This window comes from Blautia acetica (genome assembly GCF_038739805.1).
GTDB lineage: Bacteria > Bacillota > Clostridia > Lachnospirales > Lachnospiraceae > Blautia.
In genome coordinates this window covers 20068-38979 of sequence record NZ_JBBEWO010000014.1, presented here as the reverse complement: position 1 = coordinate 38979, position 18912 = coordinate 20068, and the positions used below count along the sequence as shown (strand labels likewise).

At 39.6% G+C, this 18912-nt stretch carries 16 protein-coding genes, 1 tRNA gene and 1 pseudogene; 3 read left to right on the top strand and 15 right to left on the bottom strand.

Annotated features, from left to right (window positions below):
- Positions 1–120: 120 nt before the first annotated feature.
- Together WBS51_RS10305 and WBS51_RS10300 are read right to left on the bottom strand one after the other, a co-directional pair.
- The gene (locus WBS51_RS10305) at positions 121–795 is read right to left on the bottom strand and encodes a hypothetical protein (RefSeq protein ID WP_294460309.1); all 675 of its coding nucleotides are present in this window, start codon (positions 793–795) and stop codon (positions 121–123) included.
- Positions 788–2182 carry an AAA family ATPase gene (locus WBS51_RS10300; protein WP_294460305.1) on the bottom strand — a complete coding sequence of 465 codons (1395 nt, stop codon included), beginning with the start codon at positions 2180–2182 and terminating at the stop codon, positions 788–790. Before WBS51_RS10300 ends, WBS51_RS10305 begins: the two co-directional genes overlap by 8 nt.
- A 333-nt stretch (positions 2183–2515) precedes the next feature.
- Here WBS51_RS10300 and WBS51_RS10295 point away from each other — a divergent pair, with 333 nt between their 5' ends.
- Together WBS51_RS10295 and WBS51_RS10290 are read left to right on the top strand one after the other, a co-directional pair.
- On the top strand, positions 2516–2692 hold the full coding sequence (locus WBS51_RS10295; RefSeq protein ID WP_226853686.1) for a hypothetical protein: 177 nt from the start codon (positions 2516–2518) through the stop codon (positions 2690–2692).
- A 154-nt stretch (positions 2693–2846) separates the two neighbouring features.
- Positions 2847–3219, top strand: a pseudogene (locus WBS51_RS10290) (hypothetical protein); the annotation flags it as partial.
- A 456-nt stretch (positions 3220–3675) separates the two neighbouring features.
- Here the strand turns inward: WBS51_RS10290 and WBS51_RS10285 are convergent.
- From WBS51_RS10285 to WBS51_RS10260, 6 genes are all read right to left on the bottom strand, one after another.
- Positions 3676–3747: transfer RNA gene (locus WBS51_RS10285), tRNA-Arg, on the bottom strand.
- 174 nt (positions 3748–3921) lie between these two features.
- A complete protein-coding gene (locus tag WBS51_RS10280; RefSeq protein ID WP_291683441.1) occupies positions 3922–4809 on the bottom strand; it encodes a DUF3881 family protein in 888 nt (295 codons plus the stop codon).
- 13 nt (positions 4810–4822) lie between these two features.
- Complete coding sequence (serS, locus tag WBS51_RS10275) at positions 4823–6109, bottom strand: serine--tRNA ligase (RefSeq protein WP_173749835.1); 1287 nt, start codon at positions 6107–6109, stop codon at positions 4823–4825.
- A 25-nt stretch (positions 6110–6134) separates the two neighbouring features.
- Entirely contained in the window at positions 6135–6659 is a 525-nt protein-coding gene (locus WBS51_RS10270) for a DUF4446 family protein (protein WP_173749834.1), read from the bottom strand.
- 19 nt (positions 6660–6678) lie between these two features.
- On the bottom strand, positions 6679–7620 hold the full coding sequence (locus WBS51_RS10265; protein WP_291683442.1) for a ParB/RepB/Spo0J family partition protein: 942 nt from the start codon (positions 7618–7620) through the stop codon (positions 6679–6681).
- Positions 7617–8387, bottom strand: a complete 771-nt coding sequence (locus tag WBS51_RS10260) for a ParA family protein (RefSeq protein WP_173749832.1) — start codon at positions 8385–8387, stop codon at positions 7617–7619. The genes WBS51_RS10265 and WBS51_RS10260 overlap by 4 nt, the downstream gene beginning before the upstream one ends.
- 267 nt (positions 8388–8654) lie before the next feature.
- Here WBS51_RS10260 and WBS51_RS10255 point away from each other — a divergent pair, with 267 nt between their 5' ends.
- The gene (locus tag WBS51_RS10255; RefSeq protein ID WP_291683443.1) at positions 8655–9608 is read left to right on the top strand and encodes an alpha/beta fold hydrolase; all 954 of its coding nucleotides are present in this window, start codon (positions 8655–8657) and stop codon (positions 9606–9608) included.
- Positions 9609–9701: 93 nt separating this feature from the next.
- Here WBS51_RS10255 and WBS51_RS10250 read toward each other — a convergent pair whose 3' ends face one another.
- The 7 genes from WBS51_RS10250 to mnmE all read right to left on the bottom strand — a co-directional run bounded on the left by WBS51_RS10250 (position 9702) and on the right by mnmE (position 18821).
- The gene (locus WBS51_RS10250; RefSeq protein WP_294460298.1) at positions 9702–11207 is read right to left on the bottom strand and encodes a DUF4340 domain-containing protein; all 1506 of its coding nucleotides are present in this window, start codon (positions 11205–11207) and stop codon (positions 9702–9704) included.
- Position 11208: 1 nt separating this feature from the next.
- Entirely contained in the window at positions 11209–12681 is a 1473-nt protein-coding gene (locus WBS51_RS10245) for a GldG family protein (RefSeq protein WP_291683445.1), read from the bottom strand.
- 34 nt (positions 12682–12715) lie between these two features.
- Positions 12716–13579 carry an ABC transporter permease gene (locus WBS51_RS10240; RefSeq protein WP_291683446.1) on the bottom strand — a complete coding sequence of 288 codons (864 nt, stop codon included), beginning with the start codon at positions 13577–13579 and terminating at the stop codon, positions 12716–12718.
- Positions 13580–13582: 3 nt separating this feature from the next.
- Positions 13583–14617, bottom strand: a complete 1035-nt coding sequence (locus WBS51_RS10235; protein ID WP_173749827.1) for an ABC transporter ATP-binding protein — start codon at positions 14615–14617, stop codon at positions 13583–13585.
- 177 nt (positions 14618–14794) lie between these two features.
- Positions 14795–15517: a 16S rRNA (guanine(527)-N(7))-methyltransferase RsmG gene (gene rsmG, locus WBS51_RS10230; protein WP_291683447.1), complete on the bottom strand. Its 723-nt coding sequence runs from the start codon at positions 15515–15517 to the stop codon at positions 14795–14797.
- Positions 15518–15528: 11 nt separating this feature from the next.
- Positions 15529–17412 (bottom strand): tRNA uridine-5-carboxymethylaminomethyl(34) synthesis enzyme MnmG, encoded by a 1884-nt coding sequence (gene mnmG, locus WBS51_RS10225; protein WP_173749825.1) that lies wholly within the window; start codon positions 17410–17412, stop codon positions 15529–15531.
- 35 nt (positions 17413–17447) lie between these two features.
- A complete protein-coding gene (gene mnmE, locus WBS51_RS10220) occupies positions 17448–18821 on the bottom strand; it encodes a tRNA uridine-5-carboxymethylaminomethyl(34) synthesis GTPase MnmE (protein WP_291683448.1) in 1374 nt (457 codons plus the stop codon).
- Between the last annotated feature and the right edge of the window lie 91 nt (positions 18822–18912).

Sequence of the window (18912 nt, the reverse complement as noted above, 5' to 3'; positions counted from 1 at the left end):
CATGCCAGCATTCTCCCTTCTAAATAGGAACACCGCAAATAATCTAGGTAGTATTACTTTCTTACGAGTTTTCTTGCGAGTTATCTCACAAAAAACTCGTAAGAAACTCGCAGCATTAGATTACTTAAAAATCAAATGCATATTCGTAAATCTTTCTAATGAATGTTTTTCCTTTTCAATAAATCGCCAGGTTTGTTTAAAAGTACCCGGAGCAATTAAATCTTCTTGAGAAATAAATGCAATAAAATCCTCTACCTTACCTTCAAACTTTTCTGCAAAATCATCCGCCATATCTGCCTTTTCATCATCTGTGAAATCTTTCAATTCATTGAAAAGAACATGCTCCAAATTACAAGAATTAAAATAGATTCTATAGCTGACACCATTGATTTTCCCGGAAGAATATAATTTTGATAATATTTCTGCTTTTTGAGTATGCTTCCGGATTAAATAATCCGGATATTTCGTTTCTATACAATCCAGATAATAGTGGACTCCCTCAACATCTTTTTCTACAATCGCATCATTGCAAAAGGCTCCATCCATATCAACAATGTGTATGATTTTTAAAAAGTCCTCTATCTTGTACCCGTATTTTTGTTTTACTGATTCAATTAAATTGTTAATCTTGGAAAGTATATTATCTGTTGATGTATAATCCTTTGTTGTGATATCTCCATGAACTACTACAAACTGAATCTCTTCACTCGAAAAATATTCTTTTAAAATGGATCCCAATGCAGCCTCGTCACTCGGTCCTTCTACAATGACTGCAATTACTTTTTTCTCATTCATCGCGGACACCCCGCCCTGCTTTTCTAAATGCTCTGGCAATTTTTAAACTATCAGTTTCTTCATAAATTTCTTCTGATTGACCACCTAATGTAATGCTTCTGATATACATATTGCGAAGATTGTTACTTTCTCTTACATTCTTCATATGAATATAGCGATTATTCGGATTCGTAGTGGAAAACATAATACTTTCCTTATCAATCATTTCAAGTGCACGTAGATCGTGTGATGTAAAAATCAGCTGTCCTTTTGCACTCTTTTTGAAAATGTCCAGCAGTTCTCCCAACATATATTCAAAAATTCCGGAATCAAGTTCGTCAATCACAAGACAGATTGAAGGATTTCCAAAAGCCTGTATGAGTGCATTCAGAATGGAAATGATTTTAATAATTCCCTCTGATTCCATTCTGATTGGAATCTCTTTCATGCCCTCTCGCTTTGACATTAATTCCAGCTTCCATCCTTCTTCACCATCATTCAACGATTGTTTCCCATAATTTTTAATCGTTACCTGCAGTCCTGGAATGATTGTGTATAACACAATATTAATCTGTTCAACAATTGTCTCTAACAGATTTTTTCTTTCCTCGTCCACTAAAATTGGTTCTGTCAAAGATACTGTAAAATCCCCTTTTGCTCCCATGTTATCATTTTCAATCCGAAATGCCATCGGCAAGACGAAATTAGCGGAAATCACTCCTGAATGCGTATTGCGAATCACAAATAAATCTTTCAAAGCAAATTCAAACAAAGAAGAAATAATAGCTGAAAATTGTTGAAATCCATTTTCATATTCTCTGCAGAATATTTCCCGACTGCTTTCACCAAAAATATAAGAGCAGTTACTTTTCTCTGCCATCTTACGCGCTACAATTAAATCTGTTTTTATTTCTTTATTTTCTTCCAGAACTTCATCTAGTCTTTTCTGTGGTTTAAAAATAACATTCGTTTGATCTCTTTGGTAATCCATAAATACAGTCTTATTTGTTCTGATTCCATTTTCATTCTTTGCAGCACTCAATGTTTCCCGACTGATAACGACCTCTTTTTCTTTTCTGCTAAGACTTAATCTGTATCCTATTTCAAACACGATACTATCCATAAAAATATTGAAATCTGCAAAAATTTCAGCAGTATCGGAATCCATGTCCATGTAATCTTCTAATGACTGATCAAGATCGGCTCCTATCATTACTTTTTGTAAAAAATACAATGCATCAACAACCGCTGTTTTTCCCGAACCATTTTGTCCGTAAATTCCCAGTATTTCTGCTTTATCCGCTGATAAAATTTTGTTTACAGTATTCGGCATATATATAGTGCCTTTTTTTACATTTTTAATACTTGTCAATTGTAATGATGACAAACGAACAATCAGTCTTCTCATCTTTATTCTTCTCCTTACAACCATCATTCCACACTATATGCTATGACTATAACGATACCACAAAGCATTGATTTCTTCAATATTTTTCTCTGTTTCCGTATTTTTTATGCGTTTCTTTAAATTCTATTCTTTCTATTTCTGAACAATCCGCAGATTATTTCATTGTCTGTATTTTGTTTTCGCCCTCTTTCTCCCCGCCTGGAATTATCTTATGCTTTATTTATACTTTATCCATTTATCATCCTTGCAAACGTTCTTTATACTGTCCTTGGAAGTAGTCTGGCTCCAAGAGACAGTACAGCATGGAAAAGGGAATATGACGGAAGGACTTCCGTGGAACGCTCCAACAAGCGTGAGAAAGAGGACTATAAATTAGAAGACGGCAGGCACCGCTCTACGAAGATGTGGTACTGCCGCCTCTACGGCATCATGATGCTCCAACATCTTGATGCCTGGGAAATGCCATCAGTCGAGGCATTTCAAAAATCATTATTAGGATTCGCCGCCTAATAATGATATCTTAAACGACACCATAAAATTTTTCAAGGCATAGTTCCCACTATGTCCAATATTTATGTCCATTTTTCTCAAATTTCTTTTCCTGTACGATATTTAGTTGTCAATTTCCAGTTAGAATCTCATCCATTGAGATTCCGAGAAGTTATTGAAGCGTGAAGGAAGCAAATCCCATTTGCGCTGCGGCCTTCCGACCATAAAATTCGTATGCCCCAAAATGAAATGGAAATGGGACAGCGCCACAAAGAAATCGAAACGCATATGCCACTGTGATCATCCATGTACCACTTCTTCCTGTGGAAGAATGATTTACATTTATCCGGAACAGAATCTTCGTGCCTATCCTGGTACAGTCCGCGGTACAGATAAATGGGATTCCACCTATAAAGTCAGAGTAAATGTTGAGAAATCGATTAACCATTTCAAAAACAGTTTTTGTGTTGCCGGGCGTAAAACGCAGAATGAGAAAACGCTTCATGCCGACCTGCTTCTCGCCGGAATTACCCAGCTCATTACTGTAATGGTCGCTGACAAACTGTACAAGCATCAATATATCCGCAGCTTAAGGCCTTTGATTGCGTAAATACCTGCGATTCATACTCATTTATCAGCAGATAGCCCTATCTGTTTTGTTTTCATGTCCTGAAATTCTGTTTTTTACATACACCTCCTGAAAGACAGGCTATGCCAGATTTTTGCCTTATTGGAATCAAGATTACGTACTCGTTTCGCAACTACCTATCTATCACCTTCATGACAATATCATGCTGCAAATTTTTCAATAACTCAATGAATGCAATATTCGGAATAGTTGGGCGTCTGTTCTTTAAATTATTTTATTACTTTACAGCGCATGAACATTTGCATCCGGATTATCACTTCCATAGACCAAAATCCCTCTTCTATAATTTCCAGAAACAAAAAAGTGGAGATGAATAAGCATTCATTGCTATCCATTCCACTTTAGTATATCAAAACGTTCCCTGCGAGAATCGAACTCACAACTAGTGCTTAGGAGGCACTTGTTATATCCATTTAACTAAGAGAACATAGTATTGATTTCTGTCTTCCTTTACTAATCTATGATACTATACTTTCCCTCCTTTTTCAAGGAATTTTTTCTACTGTTTTACATATCCTTCTGCGTGCTGCTGTGCTCCCGTTTTTTATTCCATAGCAAAAAGGAAGCACAGCACTTCACCTGTCTGCACTCCCTTTCTCTCCTACATCATATCAAATTCCACATATCCCTGCAGCCACACAATGCCCTTGAATCGTCTTCCCACTTCAGGAATTCCCATCAAATCATTTCCATTGATGCAAATATCCAGTTCCACATCATTACAGGCAATCCGCAGTTCCCAAACGGTTTCTTCTGTCCTTTGATTACGCATTTTGGAACATTCCAGGATTTCCCCCATAACACTGTACAAATCACATTCCATTCCATAGGGCATAAAATATGTATCTACAATGCTGTAAATGTCCTCATTTTCGATTCTTCCGGAAATCATGGCATAAGTATCCATATCTTCTATTGTAAGACTTTCCATGGCCTCCTCGTCTCCGTTTTTGGCCGCTGCAATAAGGCGTCCCCGGTTGGCTGCATCTATCCGGCTCTGAGATTCCTGTCCCTCCTGTTTCCACACCGGAAGCAGAATGGTTCCCTTCTTCGCCAGACCGGACAGCGTCACGTTGTACATCCCCCCGGAAGCAAAATTTCCTCTTCCCCTCTGGGTCAGATACTCTCCTGCATTTTGCAGATAGAAGATAATGGTAACACCTATCCGCATATCATCACATGCGCCGGCAAAGGATTCTTTCCCTGCATGCTTTTCAATGCTCACCTGCTCACGCAGGGTAATGCCTGTGCCTCGAAAATACGGAAAATAATATTCCATTTGGAATTCATTATTTTCATCGTATTCCCCACACACTGTAATCCCAAAATCACAGCCGAACATTTTGGACAATTCTGCAAACAAATGGTGTTTTCCATCCTCAACGACAATTTTCTCGTCATAAGTATGAATGACTTCTTTCAGAATCTGGTCCAGCTTTTTCTTATCCGTAATATCAGAAAAACCAATTGCTTTTAAATAACTGTGCAATCTGCACCTCCATCTATTTGTTTGGTGTAATGACTTCTTTACCGCCCATATATGGTCTCAATGCTTCCGGAATTCTCACAGAGCCATCTGCCTGCAGGTTATTTTCCAGGAAAGCGATTAACATTCTCGGTGGCGCAACTACTGTATTATTCAGTGTATGTGCCAGGTATTTCTCACCTTTGCCATTGACACGGATTTTCAGTCTTCTGGCCTGAGCATCTCCCAGGTTCGAGCAGCTTCCCACCTCAAAATATTTTTTCTGTCTTGGAGACCATGCCTCTACGTCTACAGATTTCACTTTCAAATCAGCCAAATCTCCAGAACAACATTCCAGAGTTCTTACCGGAACATCTAAAGAACGGAATAAATCTACGGTATTTTGCCATAATTTATCAAACCACATTGGGCTTTCTTCCGGTTTACATACCACTATCATTTCCTGTTTCTCGAACTGGTGGATTCTGTACACACCTCTCTCTTCCAGGCCATGTGCGCCTTTTTCCTTACGGAAACATGGAGAATAACTGGTCAGAGTTTTTGGAAGTTCCTCTTCCTGAATAATGGTATCGATAAATTTACCAATCATAGAATGTTCACTGGTTCCAATAAGATACAGGTCTTCCCCTTCAATTTTATACATCATGGCGTCCATTTCTGCAAAACTCATAACGCCTGTAACCACATCGCTGCGAATCATGTACGGAGGAATACAGTAAGTAAATCCACGGTCAATCATAAAGTCTCTCGCATAAGAAATCACTGCGGAATGAAGTCTCGCAATGTCTCCCATAAGATAATAAAAGCCATTTCCCGCTACTTTTCTTGCGCTGTCCAGGTCGATGCCGTTAAAACTTTCCATAATATCTGCATGATACGGAATTTCGTAATCCGGCACAACCGGCTCGCCATATTTCTGCACCTCCACATTTTCACTGTCGTCTTTTCCGATTGGTACAGACGGATCAATGATATTTGGAATTGTCATCATAATCGTTTTGATTTTTTCTTCTACTTCTTTTTCTTCTGCTGACAGTTTTTCTACGGTTTCTGCATTAGCAGTTACCTGTTTCTTAGCCTCTTCTGCCTCTTCTCTCTTGCCTTCCTTCATCAGACCGCCAATCATTTTGGAAATCTTGTTTCTCTCTGCTCTTAATGCCTCTACTTCCTGTTTAATCTCTCGATTTCTCTTATCCAGTTCCATAACTTCATCTACTAATGGAAGTTTGCTGTCCTGGAATTTATTTCTGATGTTTTGTTTTACCACTTCTGGATTTTCTCTCAAAAATCTAATATCTAACATTTTTAATCTCCTTTTCAGTTTTCACTTATATATCGAACTCATTTTCTTCGATACCAAAGTTTACAGCTTTCTTTAACGCCTGAATTTCCTCATCACTGAGTGCTACATAAGATTCCCCGTTTACAATTTCTTTAATATAGAGGAAACAATTTTCCCGGCTGTGAATGGCATTCAATAAAAATCCGGTATTATTGTTATCCAACATAGCCAATACAAAGCTCAGCTTCCCGCCCATATCTTCAAATGCATCGTATTTTACAATTCCATACTTGTCCAGAATCATATTCTGCATTTTTTCCAGCTTTGCAATATTTTCTGCATTTATCTCTGAATTCACTGTGAGTTTTTCAATTAATTCAAATTTTCTCTTAAACAATTTTTCCAGAGACTGTGCATCTTTACCTTTCATAAAGATAGCGTATTTTCTGCTCAGTCTGTTAAGCCCTAATGATAAATTAAACACGCATACTAATAGTATAACCACAACTATTAAAAGCATAAGTAACAAAATACCGGAGTAGGACTGAAGACTGCTTACGAATTTCTCCATATGTATTTTACCGCTCCTTTTACTTTACAGTTTCCAAAAGTTCTACTATGCGTTCCAATTCTTCCTGTGAATAATATTCGATTTCTATTTTTCCTTTGTCGCGATTTTTTCTGCGAATGGCTACCTTTGAACCTATAATCCCTTTAATTTTTTCTTCCAGTTGTTCGTAAACCAAATCTTCTGCAGAATTTTTCTCTTTTTCCGGCTTTGGCTCTGCCGGATTCAACAAAAGCTTTACCAGTTTTTCCGTTTCTCTTACGTTCAACTTTTCATCAAAGACCTTTACAGCCGCTGCATGCTGTTCATCCTTATTTTCTATGGCAAGCAACGCTCTGGCATGTCCTGTGGTCAGCATTTCGTCCACCAGCATTTGCTGTACTCTCTCATCCAGCTTCAAAAGACGCATGGAATTGGTGACTGCAGTTCTGCTTTTGGACACCCGTTCTGCAATTACATCCTGTTTCAGATGAAACTCCTCCATAAGTCTCTTATAGGCAGCCGCTTCTTCAATCGGATTCAGATTTTCCCTTTGAATATTTTCAATCAATGAAATTTCCACAGTTTCCTGCTCTGAAAAATCCTTGACAATCACCGGAACCTCTTTGAGTCCTGCCAGTTTGGAGGCTCTCCACCTTCTCTCTCCTGCAATAATCTCATAATAATCGCCTTTTTTTTGAACCAAAAGAGGCTGTAGCACACCGAACTGTTTAATGGATTCTGATAATTCTAAAAGTGCGTCTTCGTCGAACTGTTTTCGTGGCTGGCTTCGATTGGGCTCTATCTGTGTCATTTTAACAATCAGCACAGAACCTTCCTCTTTCACTTTCTCTTCTGTGTCTTTTTTAGTCACCTTAGTTGTCCGGACAGCCGCTTTCTTTGTCACTGCCGTCTTGGGCTTAACTGCTGTCTCGCTAATCATAGCGTCAAGCCCTCTTCCTAATCCTCCTTTTCTCACAGTCATTCTTCTTCCTCCCTATTTAAGACCTCTTCAGCCAGAAGCCGGTAACTCTCTGCACCTACAGATTTCGTATCATAGAGGTTAATCGGCATTCCATAACTGGGTGCCTCAGCCAGACGGACATTTCTCGGAATAATGGTTTTGTAAATGGATTGATTTAAGTTGTTCTTTACATTTTCTACAACTTGAAGAGATAAATTTGTTCTTGCATCATACATGGTAAATACAACGCCTTCAATAATCAATTCTGAATTTAGCCTTTCCTGAACCAGTTCAATCGTATGAATCAACTGTGTCAAACCTTCCAAAGCATAGTATTCACACTGGATAGGAACCAGCACTGAATCTGCCGTGGTCATAGCATTGATAGTTAAAATGTTTAACGATGGGGGACAATCCATAATAACAAAATCATACTTATCCTTAATAGTATCAATCTGATTTTTCAGCAGGTATTCTCTGCCTTCCACTCCCACCAGTTCAATTTCTGCGCCGGCAAGATTAACATTTGAGGGAATTAGTGATAGATTTTCGTACACGTTTTCAACAATACAGTCTTTTAATTCGCACTCTCCTACCAATAACTCATAAAGTGTTGCTTCTGCATTATCCTTATCAACACCTACACCGCTTGTTGTATTCCCCTGTGGGTCAATATCAATAAGCAGCACCTTTTGATTTAATTCTGCAAGACATGCAGAAAGATTGATGGCTGTAGTTGATTTTCCTACGCCACCTTTTTGATTTGCGATTGCAATAATTCTTCCCACTTAAATTTCCCCTTATTATGATGAGTATCTTTATGTGTAATATTTCAAAACTTATTATAGCACCTTTCCCATTTGATTGCCATACCAATGTTTCACGTGAAACATTAATTTTATGTATTTTTTAAATACACTTCTTAAAAATATATTTTTTAAATGTTTCACGTGAAACATTTTGTGTGATATTTTGTATTCTCTCACTTTTTCTTGTATAATCGAGCCAAATGCTTTATAATATTCATATAAATTCATCAGGAGGTGCACTGTTTCATGAAAGAAAATAAGCATAAACTATTAACTATAAGTATACTTTTTACCTTGGCGACCGGCATTATTTATGTTATCAATCGTGTCATCTTTGCTACCGCTGTCTTAAAAAATTTACTGAAATCTTCCGCCAAGAATTTTTATAATTGGCGATTTGGTAATATTTATTATCAAAAAAAAGGACAGGGTTCTCCGCTTTTGTTAATTCATGACTTAACTGTTTACAGTTCTGCCTATGAATGGAGCCAGGTGATTGATGAATTGTCAAAAGAGCACACTGTCTATGCTTTAGACTTACTGGGCTGCGGACGTTCAGAAAAACCCAAAATCACTTATACCAATTATTTATATGTACAATTGATTTGTGACTTCATTAAGAATGTAATTCATGAAAAAACAGACATTGCCGTTTGCGGATATTCCAGTTCCTTTGCATTGCTGGCCTGCCACAGCGAATCAGACTTGTTTGGTAAATTGATTTTGATTAATCCACCTTCTTTAGCAAGTTTAAATAAAGCGCCTGGTAAACGAAGTAAATTGTATAAATTCTTATTGGAAATTCCTGTATTCAGCACCCTGATATATAATATGAAAACCAGCCAGAGCAACGTGCAATTACTTTTTACAGAAAAATACTTATACAATCCTTTCCATACTACACCGGAACTGATTGACACTTACTATGAAACCGCACATAAGGATTTAGGAAGTGCTAAATATCTTCTTTCCAGTCTCTGTGGTTTGTATACCAACAATAGCATTACTCATGCACTGAAATGTATTAACCAGAGTATTGTAATTCTTACCGGAGAAACCGAACCAGAAGGTGAAGAAATTGCCTCCGCTTATATAGAATTAAACCCGGCAATCGAAACATGCAAAATGAAACGCGCAAAACACCTTCCACATTTGGAAACTCCACAGGAGTTTACAGAAACCTTGAAAATTTATTTGTAACTTATTTCTTTTCTATATAAAAGCAGCCCCAAATGTTTCACGTGAAACATTTGGGGCTGCTTTTTCAAGTCTTACACTCTTTAAAGTATTTCTTTATTTTGTTTCTCCACTTTCCCAGTTTTTTATCATAGAATCAAAGGCATCCAACATTTCTTTTACCTTCATTTTATTTACCATCATTTCATTGCCTTTTGAATCTTTGACTAAATAGAAGTTGGCATCATATGCATAATACTCTACTGTATTGTTGATACCTCCCTCTTTTTCAAATGTGATGGTAATATCTGGTGTCCCTTCTGCCTGAATGCCCTGATTTTGTTCCTGCCATTCCATAGAGGTCACTGTACTAAAGAATGTAGAAAATGCTGTCTTATCAATTTCTTTATCATTGATGTAATACTTTGTTTCTGTTTCTGTACTGTCATCACTACTGTCTTTATCATCCGAATCTTTTTCCACTTCAATTTCTTTCTTGACAGCAGTATAAGTCTGTCCGTTTCTTACAAATGTTACTTTGTCCAAATCAGCAAAAGAATAATCTGCTACCAGGCTGCTTACCAAGTCTTCTGGATTTATATTGAGCATGCTCTCTACCTTATCAGCAGAAAGTGTGTATATATATTTGCTGTCCTGCATTTTTGCATAATAATTACCTTCTGTATCCTGCTTACCAATTAAGAACACAGCCTGCTTATTTACAGTAACCTGTTCTGTTTCATCTGAAGAAGAATCCGAACTGCTCTTGCTTTCATCATCAGTATCTTCATCAGAGCTTTCTTTTGTTTCGGTCACCTGATAATTCACGGTAATGGTAGTCGGATTATCCAGTCCATATTCTGAAAGATTATCTGTACGGTAAGTAACAAAATCATTCCATGAAACACCGGAATAATTATTCATATATTCTCCCACTTTTGAACTATCTACGGCCGTAGTATTTCCATCACGGTCTTTATAAGTCCAACCCGTTTCTGATGCATCATTGGTTTCCAACGTCTGCACTGTTCCATTACTGTTAATTTCCACATTTTTGATTGTAGAAGCCGTAATAGACGGAATCTCTTCTTTATCTGCTAAATCTGTGATTTTAAACTGAAGACCGGATTTTACTGAAGAATCCACCAAATAAATGGTATCACTTCCACTTTTACTCATATAGCAGCCGGACACAGAATCGTTGACATCACCGAACTTCAGTTCTGTTTCTTTTCCATCTTTATCGGTCACAACCACCTGCACTTCCGGGTTTTGCAGTCCATAATCTGCCAAATTATCCGTTTTTTCCAGTTCTCTTGTGGAAGAAATGGAGGTAATGCTAGACACAATATTTAAAAACTGTGATTCACTTAATGGAAAATTTTCATCATCCGCATATTTCCAGGTATCGTCCTCATGAGTAAACGTATATGTGTTTTCTCCTGACTGTATTTTCAATTTGGTAATATCTGCTGCATCTTCCTCGAATGCTGTTTCTTTGCTTTCTTCTGTGTCTGTGGACTGGTCTTCATCCGGTATGGCCACACGCATTACTGCATATACGCCTACAAGAACAACCAGAACAACAATTGCTGCCAGAAGTCCTTTTTTCTTTTTTTTCATATTACTGTTTTCTCCTCTTCATCCAGATACCAAATCCAATTAACAGGGTACATACCGGAAGCACACCGGTTACAAAAATGCTCCAGAAGTTAATATCTGCTGTAGGCACAGTCAGTGTCGTCGTGTCATAAGATTTACTTGGAATCGAAATCTGATTGCTGTCATCTGTGCTGCACATCCATGCCAGAGAAGCAGACAGCAGTTCATAGTTTGTTCCTGAAACCATTGAATTTATACTGTCATTGAAAATGGAAGCGGAAGCAAAATAAGCAATCTGCGTTTCCTTATCGTCTCCTACTTTTTCGGTAATAGACACAGCCAGATCAAATGGACCATCAATATCTCCGTCTTCTTTTTCCATAGTATCCATATCTTTCAGATTTGTCTTGGAATAAGCACTGTCGGAAGTTGTCAGTATGCTGCTGATATTCAGGGTATCTCTTATATTATCGGCCTTTTTAATCCCCTGCGCCAGAGGTACCAGCACGTATCTGCTCTGTGAGGAAAGTTCAGAAGTAATCTCACCGCTTTCGATATTTGGCAGCAAATAATATGGATTTTGGGAAACGTAATTATCCGTATTTCCTTCTAAAACAATGCCATCTACAGGCTGAACACCGTAATTTTCCAATACGGATTCAAAATTCGGCATATCTTCATCCGTATAGTTAGAAACAATCAATGCTTTCCCGCCATTTTCCAAATAAGAAATAATCTTATCTGCCTCTTCTTTCGTCAAATCTGTTGCCGGAGCAAAGATAAACAGACACTCTGCGTCATCCGGGACAGCTTCTTCTGAAAGCAGATTTAAAGACTTAATTTCAATATTTGCCTTCTCTATGGTTTCTTTCATAGTTTCACTCATAGAGGATTCATCATGGCCTTCCAAATTGTATAAAACCGGCATATTATCGGATACTACATAGTTAATGGCACTTGTAAGCTGGCCCTCTCCATCAAATCCCGTAACTTCCTGTGAATAGGTCTGATAATTGATAGATGTCTCATACATAGAACTGTAATCTACAACCTTACTCTTATCTCCGCATACTACAATAATACTGTTATTACTGATATTGTCAGAAGTATACTGAGAAGCAAATTTAGGAGATACAGCCGGGTCTTTTTGCTCTACTGTAATGTGCTTGCTGCCTTCCTCATATTTTTCCAACAGATTTTTTATATCACTGCTTTCTGTGCCGTCCTGGGCAATGTAATACAAAGTTACATCCTTTTTCAGGTTCTTTAAAATCTTTTCCGTCTGTTCGCCTATGGTATATAACTTCTGGCTGCTCAAATCAATTTCTCTGTATTTGGAGGGAATTTCCTGCACAACCAGATTCAAAACCACAACAATGGCAATTACCACGGCTGTTACCGCCATACTATAGGTTCCATGCTTCAAAAGCTTCTTATTTCGCTTTCTCTGTTCCCTGTAGCTGCTTATCATTTCTTTCAAATTTATTTTCTTCATATCTGCATTTCCTTTCCTCTAAAATAAGTTTACCTTAGCTCCAACGCCGTTTTTGTATACACTGAATGGTCAGAAATACAAAAATGCAGATAACGGAAAGCATATAAAGAATACCTGTCATATCCAAAATACCGCCTACAAAATTATCAAACTGATTGGATATCGCTAGAAGTCCCAGCACTTTCTGAATCAGTCCTGAATAAACCGTTGGTTTTATAATATAAACCACCAGGGTGACTACCGCCAAAACCCCACTGACCCCTGCAGAAAGGACGACACTCTTTGTCATCTGGTAAATAATCACACCCAGAATAATCACTAACACCAGAAAGGCCATCATAGAAGTTATGGCCGTATCAGAAAAGAAACTGGTAATGCCATCCATCATAAAACTGCAAAACAAAACGCCAAAAGTAAGAACTGCAGCAATCACCTGGCTTTCTGTCACAGAAGACAGAAACATTCCTACGGCAATCTGTGCACATCCCAGAAAGAAAAATCCCAAAAGCGCTGTATAAGCCATTGCATAGGACACCGTACCGTATCTTCCCATAATCAAAGGATAAAAACCTGCTATCACTACCGGAATCAAATACATGGTAACCATGCTGAGATACTTGCCTAAAACTACTTTCCAAACTGATACCGGAGCTGTCAGAAGAAGCTGGTCAGTCTTATTTTTTTTCTCTTCAGCCAGTATTTTCATTGTCAAAATCGGTGTAATAATCAAAAAGATAAAGGTTACAGAATTCAGTGTAGCGCCAAAATCCGGACTTGCATACTGCAGATTATAGGCAGTAAAGTAAATGCCCAGTATTAACAAAATAAACGCCACAAACACATATCCAATCATGGAGGTAAGATACCCTCTCAATTCTTTTTTATAAACTGCCAGCATATACTATTTCTCCTCCTCTTTTCCGCTCTCAGCATCGCTATCTTCTGCCAGATTTTCCGAAGTATCCGCTTCAAACATCTCATCCACTTCCGAACTGATGCTTCTTCCATCATCTGTCAGTTTTAAGAATACTTCTTCCAGACTCATATTACTGGACTGCATTTTCAGAATTGGACATTTCACTTCCGCCAGGGCAAAGAATATATTCTCTCTCATATCCTGATTTCCGGCAATCTTCACTGTAAAGTCACATGCGTCTTTTATCATGGACTGGTGGTAGACAAGCTCTTCAATATTTTCTACCATATCAAGAGCCTTTCGGATGACCTCTTCTTTTCCCTTCACCGTAAGCTCCAGAGAATTTGCCCCTGCCATAACCTTGCTCAAATTTTCAGGTGTGTCACTGGCCACCAGTTTTCCCTTGTCTATAATGAGCACATGATCACATACTGCGCTGACCTCAGAAAGAATATGAGAACTCAAAATAACGGTATGCTTATTTCCCAGACTCTTAATCAAATCCCTGATTTCAATAATCTGTTTCGGGTCCAGACCTACGGTAGGTTCATCTAAAATAATAATTTCCGGATAACCCAGAAGAGCCTGCGCCAGTCCCACTCTCTGCCTGTATCCTTTGGAAAGATTTTTAATCAGTCTGTCCTTTACACTTTGCAGTTTTGTAGTTGACATAACTTCATTGATATTTCCGCTTCTCTTCTCCTTTGGTATTGATTTCAGTTCAGCTACAAATTTCAAGTATTCGCTGACTGTCATATCCACATAAAGCGGTGGAATTTCCGGCAAATATCCGATTTTTTTCTTTGCCTCTTCCGGTTCTTCCAATATATTGTGTCCGTCAATGAGAATCTCTCCTTCTGTAGACGCAATATATCCGGTAATCATATTCATGGTTGTGGACTTTCCCGCACCATTAGGACCGAGAAAACCGTAAATTTTCCCTTTCTCTATGGTAAAATTCAAATGATTTACCGCCATATGACTGCCGTATTTTTTGACTAGATTTCTTACCTCAATCAAAACTGTCCCTCCTTTGATTTATGTACAAGCGCAATAAAGCTACTTTGACTTTTTTATTCTATGGGGAATTTGTGATAAAAATTAGACGAGAATGTGTTTTTTCTGTGAAATCAGAAATGATTTTTCGTATAAAAGTGAGCATGCTTAACCGTAAAAATTGAGCATGCTCACTTTTTGTCATACGATAGGTTCTTTTGTAGGTGTTCCTGCTTTTCTCGGATATTTTTTCGGGGTATTCTTCACCTTTTTAATAACAATCAAATCTCTTTCCATATCGGTCCGGCAAAGCTGAAAGGCCACTTCCTTTTCCAGTTTTCCGCCCAGTACGGATATGGCTTTTTTGGCCTCTGTAAGCTCTTCTGACGCCTTTTCTGCTTTGTAGGATACAAATACTCCTCCTACCTTCACATAAGGCATACAATACTCGCATAAGGACGCCAGACGGGATACGGCTCTGGACACGCTCAAATCATATTGTTCTCTGTGTTCTGCCCTGCGTGCTCCGTCCTCTGCTCTCCCGTGAACGGTTTCGATTTCTTCAAGTCCCAGCCGGCTGATAACTTCATTTAAGAAATTCAGGCGTTTATTCAAGGAATCCAGCAGCGTCACCTTTAAATGCGGAAATGCAATTTTCAGAGGGATTCCAGGAAATCCGGCTCCTGTCCCCACATCAATGCAGGTGTGAATTTTCTCCATATCCAGTCCCTTTGCAATGGACAGACTATCCGCAAAATGCTTTACCAAAACCTCCTCAAACTCCGTAATTCCCGTGAGATTCATTACTTTATTCCACTCTGTCAGAAGCTCGTAATACTGTATAAACTGCTGTTCCTGCTCACTTGTCAGGCTAATTTTGTATTCTTCACATGCCTGTTTCAGAAGGGTTAAATCATAATTCATGATAGGTCTCCTTATCTGTTTCGTCTGTAAGTTTCCATATAAACCAGCAGCACGGAAATATCTGCCGGAGACACTCCTGCAATACGGGAAGCCTGTCCCACGGAAACCGGACGGTATTCTTTTAATTTCTGTTTGGCCTCAATACGCAGGCCACTGATAGCATCATAATCCATATCTTCCGGAAGTTTCTTTGTTTCCAGCTTCTTAAATCCCTCTACCTGCTTTAACTGCCGCTTAATATAGCCGTCATACTTAATGTTGATGTTGACCTGTTCTCTTACATCATCCGGCAATTCCGGTCTTTTTTTATCAAATGGCGCCACAATGTCATAAGTCAATTCCGGTCTTCGGATTAAATCTGCCAGGGAAATCCCGTTTTTCAGCGGTGTGCTTCCGTATTTTTCCAAAAGTTCCTGCACCTCTTTTACTGCTCCTACATGCACATGCTCCATGCGCTCTGCTTCTTCTGCAATTTTTTCTTTCTTCCACTGAATATAATCATACTGTTCCTGACTGACCAGTCCCACCTGATATCCCTTTTCCCGCAGACGCAAATCCGCATTATCCTGACGCAGCAGCAGGCGGTACTCAGCCCGGCTGGTCATCATACGGTAAGGTTCATGGTTTTCCTTTGTCACTAAATCATCAATGAGCACACCAATATAAGACTCGGAACGATCCAGTATCATCTGCTCTTTTCCCAATACCTCCATAGCCGCGTTTATACCGGCTACAAGACCCTGAGCCGCTGCTTCTTCATATCCGGAACTTCCGTTAAACTGACCGCCGGAAAACAGGCCCTTGATGTTCTTAAATTCCAGTGTGGGATACAGCTGTCTGGCATTGATGCAGTCATACTCTATAGCATAGGCATTCCGCACGATTTTCGCATGCTCAAGCCCCGGCACGGAATGATACATCTCATACTGTACATCTTCCGGCAAAGAACTGGACATACCTCCTACATACATTTCATTGGTGTAACGTCCCTCCGGCTCAATAAACACCTGATGACGGTTTTTATCCGCGAATTTTACAACCTTATCCTCAATAGACGGGCAGTATCTGGGACCGGTACCCTCTATCATACCTGAATACAAAGGGGAACGGTCCAGATTTTTCCGGATAATTTCGTGGGTTTTTTCATTGGTATAGGTCAGCCAGCAGGATTCCTGCTCAATCTGTACGTCTTCCGGGTTGGTTGAAAAAGAAAACGGAACTACTTTCTCATCTCCAAACTGCTCTTCCATTTTGGAAAAATCCACACTTCTTCTGTCAATTCGAGCCGGTGTTCCTGTCTTGAAACGGAACATTTCCACACCCAGTTTTTTCAGGGAATCTGTGAGATAATTGGCCGCCTGCAATCCGTTTGGCCCTGTATAATTACTCACATCACCGTAAATACATCTGGCCTTTAAATAGGTTCCTGTACAGAGCACCACAGCCTTTGTATGATACCGGGCGCCGGAATAGGTCTTCACTCCCTGTACTTTGCCATCCTGTGCCAAAATCTCCGTTACCTCTGCCTGACGAATGGTGAGATGTTCTGTGTTTTCCAAAGTTTTCCGCATTTCTCTGGTGTATTCCTGCTTGTCCGCCTGAGCCCGAAGAGAATGTACCGCAGGCCCTTTGGACACATTCAGCATCTTGGACTGAATAAATGTTTTGTCAATATTCCTGCCCATCTCTCCTCCCAGCGCGTCAATTTCCCGCACCAGATGTCCCTTGGATGTTCCTCCGATATTGGGGTTACAGGGCATCAGCGCAATGCTTTCCACACTGACCGTAAACATAATCGTCTCCAGTCCCAGCCTTGCACAGGCCAGAGCCGCCTCACAGCCGGCATGTCCGGCCCCTACAATGGCAACGTCATAATTTTCTTCTAATACACTCATTCCTGTCCCTATCCTTTCTATATTTTTCCTTTGTTTTACTTGCCTGTACAGAATTTGGAGAAAATTTCATTCACCAAATCCTCGCCCACAGATTCTCCGATAATACTGCCCAGCGCCTCATACGCATTCATCAAATCAATGGAGAAAAAGTCCTCTGGCATCTGCATCTGAATACTGTTTTCCACAAGTTCCAGGCTTCTTTTTGCCTCTTCCAGAGCCGCTTTGTGACGCACATTGGTAATATAAATCTCATCATTAAAGGACAGTTCCCCATCGAAAAACATGTCTTTCATCTGTTGTTCCAGAAGGTCAATTCCCTCTTCTTCTTTTGCTGAAATGGACACTACTGCATGCTTTGTTTTCTTTCTCAATATGTCCTCTGTGACCACCGGCTCAAGGTCTGCTTTATTCAAAATAACAATGGCGCGTTTGTCCTGCAGAAGCTCGAGAATTTCCCTGTCATTTTCATCTAACGGCACAGAAGAATCCACCACATACAGAATCAAATCCGCGTCTTTTGCATATTCAATGGCCTTTTTCACACCGATTTTTTCCACCACATCTTCTGTGCTGCGGATTCCCGCTGTGTCAATCATGCGAAGGGAAATGCCGTGCAGCACAATGCTTTCTTCCAGAATATCTCTGGTTGTGCCTGCGATATCCGTGACAATGGCCCTTTCTTCCCCCACCAATATATTTAAAAGAGAAGATTTTCCCGCATTGGGTTTCCCCAGAATTACGGTCTTAATTCCCTCTTTCATCAGTTTCCCTTCCCGTACCGTCTGCAGAAGCTGCTGCAGTCTTTCCTTGAGAAGTTCTACTTCTTTTCCCAACGTCTCTCCGTACCCGTCTATACTGATGTGTTCCGGGTCATCCAGGGCAGATTCAATATAGGCAATCTGATAAATAATCCTCTCTCGGATTTCCTGAATGGCCTTCTGAATGTTTCCCTTTAACTGCCCCAGGGAACTTTTCAGCGCATACTCGTTTTTGGCATTGATGACGTCAATGACGGCTTCCGCCTGGGACAAATCCATTCTGCCGTTTAAAAAGGCCCTTTTGGTAAACTCTCCCGGCTCCGCCGGTCTGGCCCCGTACTTCACCACGGTTTCCAGCACTCTTTTCATGGCCAGCACACCGCCATGGCAATCAATCTCCACGGTATCCTCTCCTGTATAACTTCTGGGACCGTCCATAACCATGACCAGAACTTCATCTATGGTTTCCTCCCCGTCACAGATAAAACCATAATTTATGGTGTGAGAAGACACCTCTTCTATCCTTTTCTTTCCACCTTTCGAGCGGTATACCTTACCGGCAATCTTCCGGCTGTCCGGCCCGCTCATACGGATAATTCCGATTCCTGACGCAGTCATGGCCGTAGCAACTGCTGCTATGGTATCTGTCATAAAATCCCTCCTAAAAAAATATTCCAGGCAAAAGCGCAGGGATAACCCTTCTTATTCACGCTTTCACCTAGAATAATGATGTTTTACTGTA

What these genes read in the sequence shown, in the direction of transcription:
- WBS51_RS10270 (WP_173749834.1), bottom strand. Translation starts at nt 6,659, where the DNA reads ATGGAGAAATTCGTAAGCAGTCTTCAGTCCTACTCCGGTATTTTGTTA.
- WBS51_RS10245 (WP_291683445.1), bottom strand. Translation starts at nt 12,681, where the DNA reads ATGAAGAAAATAAATTTGAAAGAAATGATAAGCAGCTACAGGGAACAG.
- WBS51_RS10305 (WP_294460309.1), bottom strand. Translation starts at nt 795, where the DNA reads ATGAATGAGAAAAAAGTAATTGCAGTCATTGTAGAAGGACCGAGTGAC.
- WBS51_RS10300 (WP_294460305.1), bottom strand. Translation starts at nt 2,182, where the DNA reads ATGAGAAGACTGATTGTTCGTTTGTCATCATTACAATTGACAAGTATT.
- serS (WP_173749835.1), bottom strand. Translation starts at nt 6,109, where the DNA reads ATGTTAGATATTAGATTTTTGAGAGAAAATCCAGAAGTGGTAAAACAA.
- rsmG (WP_291683447.1), bottom strand. Translation starts at nt 15,517, where the DNA reads ATGAATTATGATTTAACCCTTCTGAAACAGGCATGTGAAGAATACAAA.
- mnmE (WP_291683448.1), bottom strand. Translation starts at nt 18,821, where the DNA reads ATGACAGATACCATAGCAGCAGTTGCTACGGCCATGACTGCGTCAGGA.
- WBS51_RS10265 (WP_291683442.1), bottom strand. Translation starts at nt 7,620, where the DNA reads ATGACTGTGAGAAAAGGAGGATTAGGAAGAGGGCTTGACGCTATGATT.
- mnmG (WP_173749825.1), bottom strand. Translation starts at nt 17,412, where the DNA reads ATGAGTGTATTAGAAGAAAATTATGACGTTGCCATTGTAGGGGCCGGA.
- WBS51_RS10255 (WP_291683443.1), top strand. Translation starts at nt 8,655, where the DNA reads ATGAAAGAAAATAAGCATAAACTATTAACTATAAGTATACTTTTTACC.
- WBS51_RS10240 (WP_291683446.1), bottom strand. Translation starts at nt 13,579, where the DNA reads ATGCTGGCAGTTTATAAAAAAGAATTGAGAGGGTATCTTACCTCCATG.
- WBS51_RS10250 (WP_294460298.1), bottom strand. Translation starts at nt 11,207, where the DNA reads ATGAAAAAAAAGAAAAAAGGACTTCTGGCAGCAATTGTTGTTCTGGTT.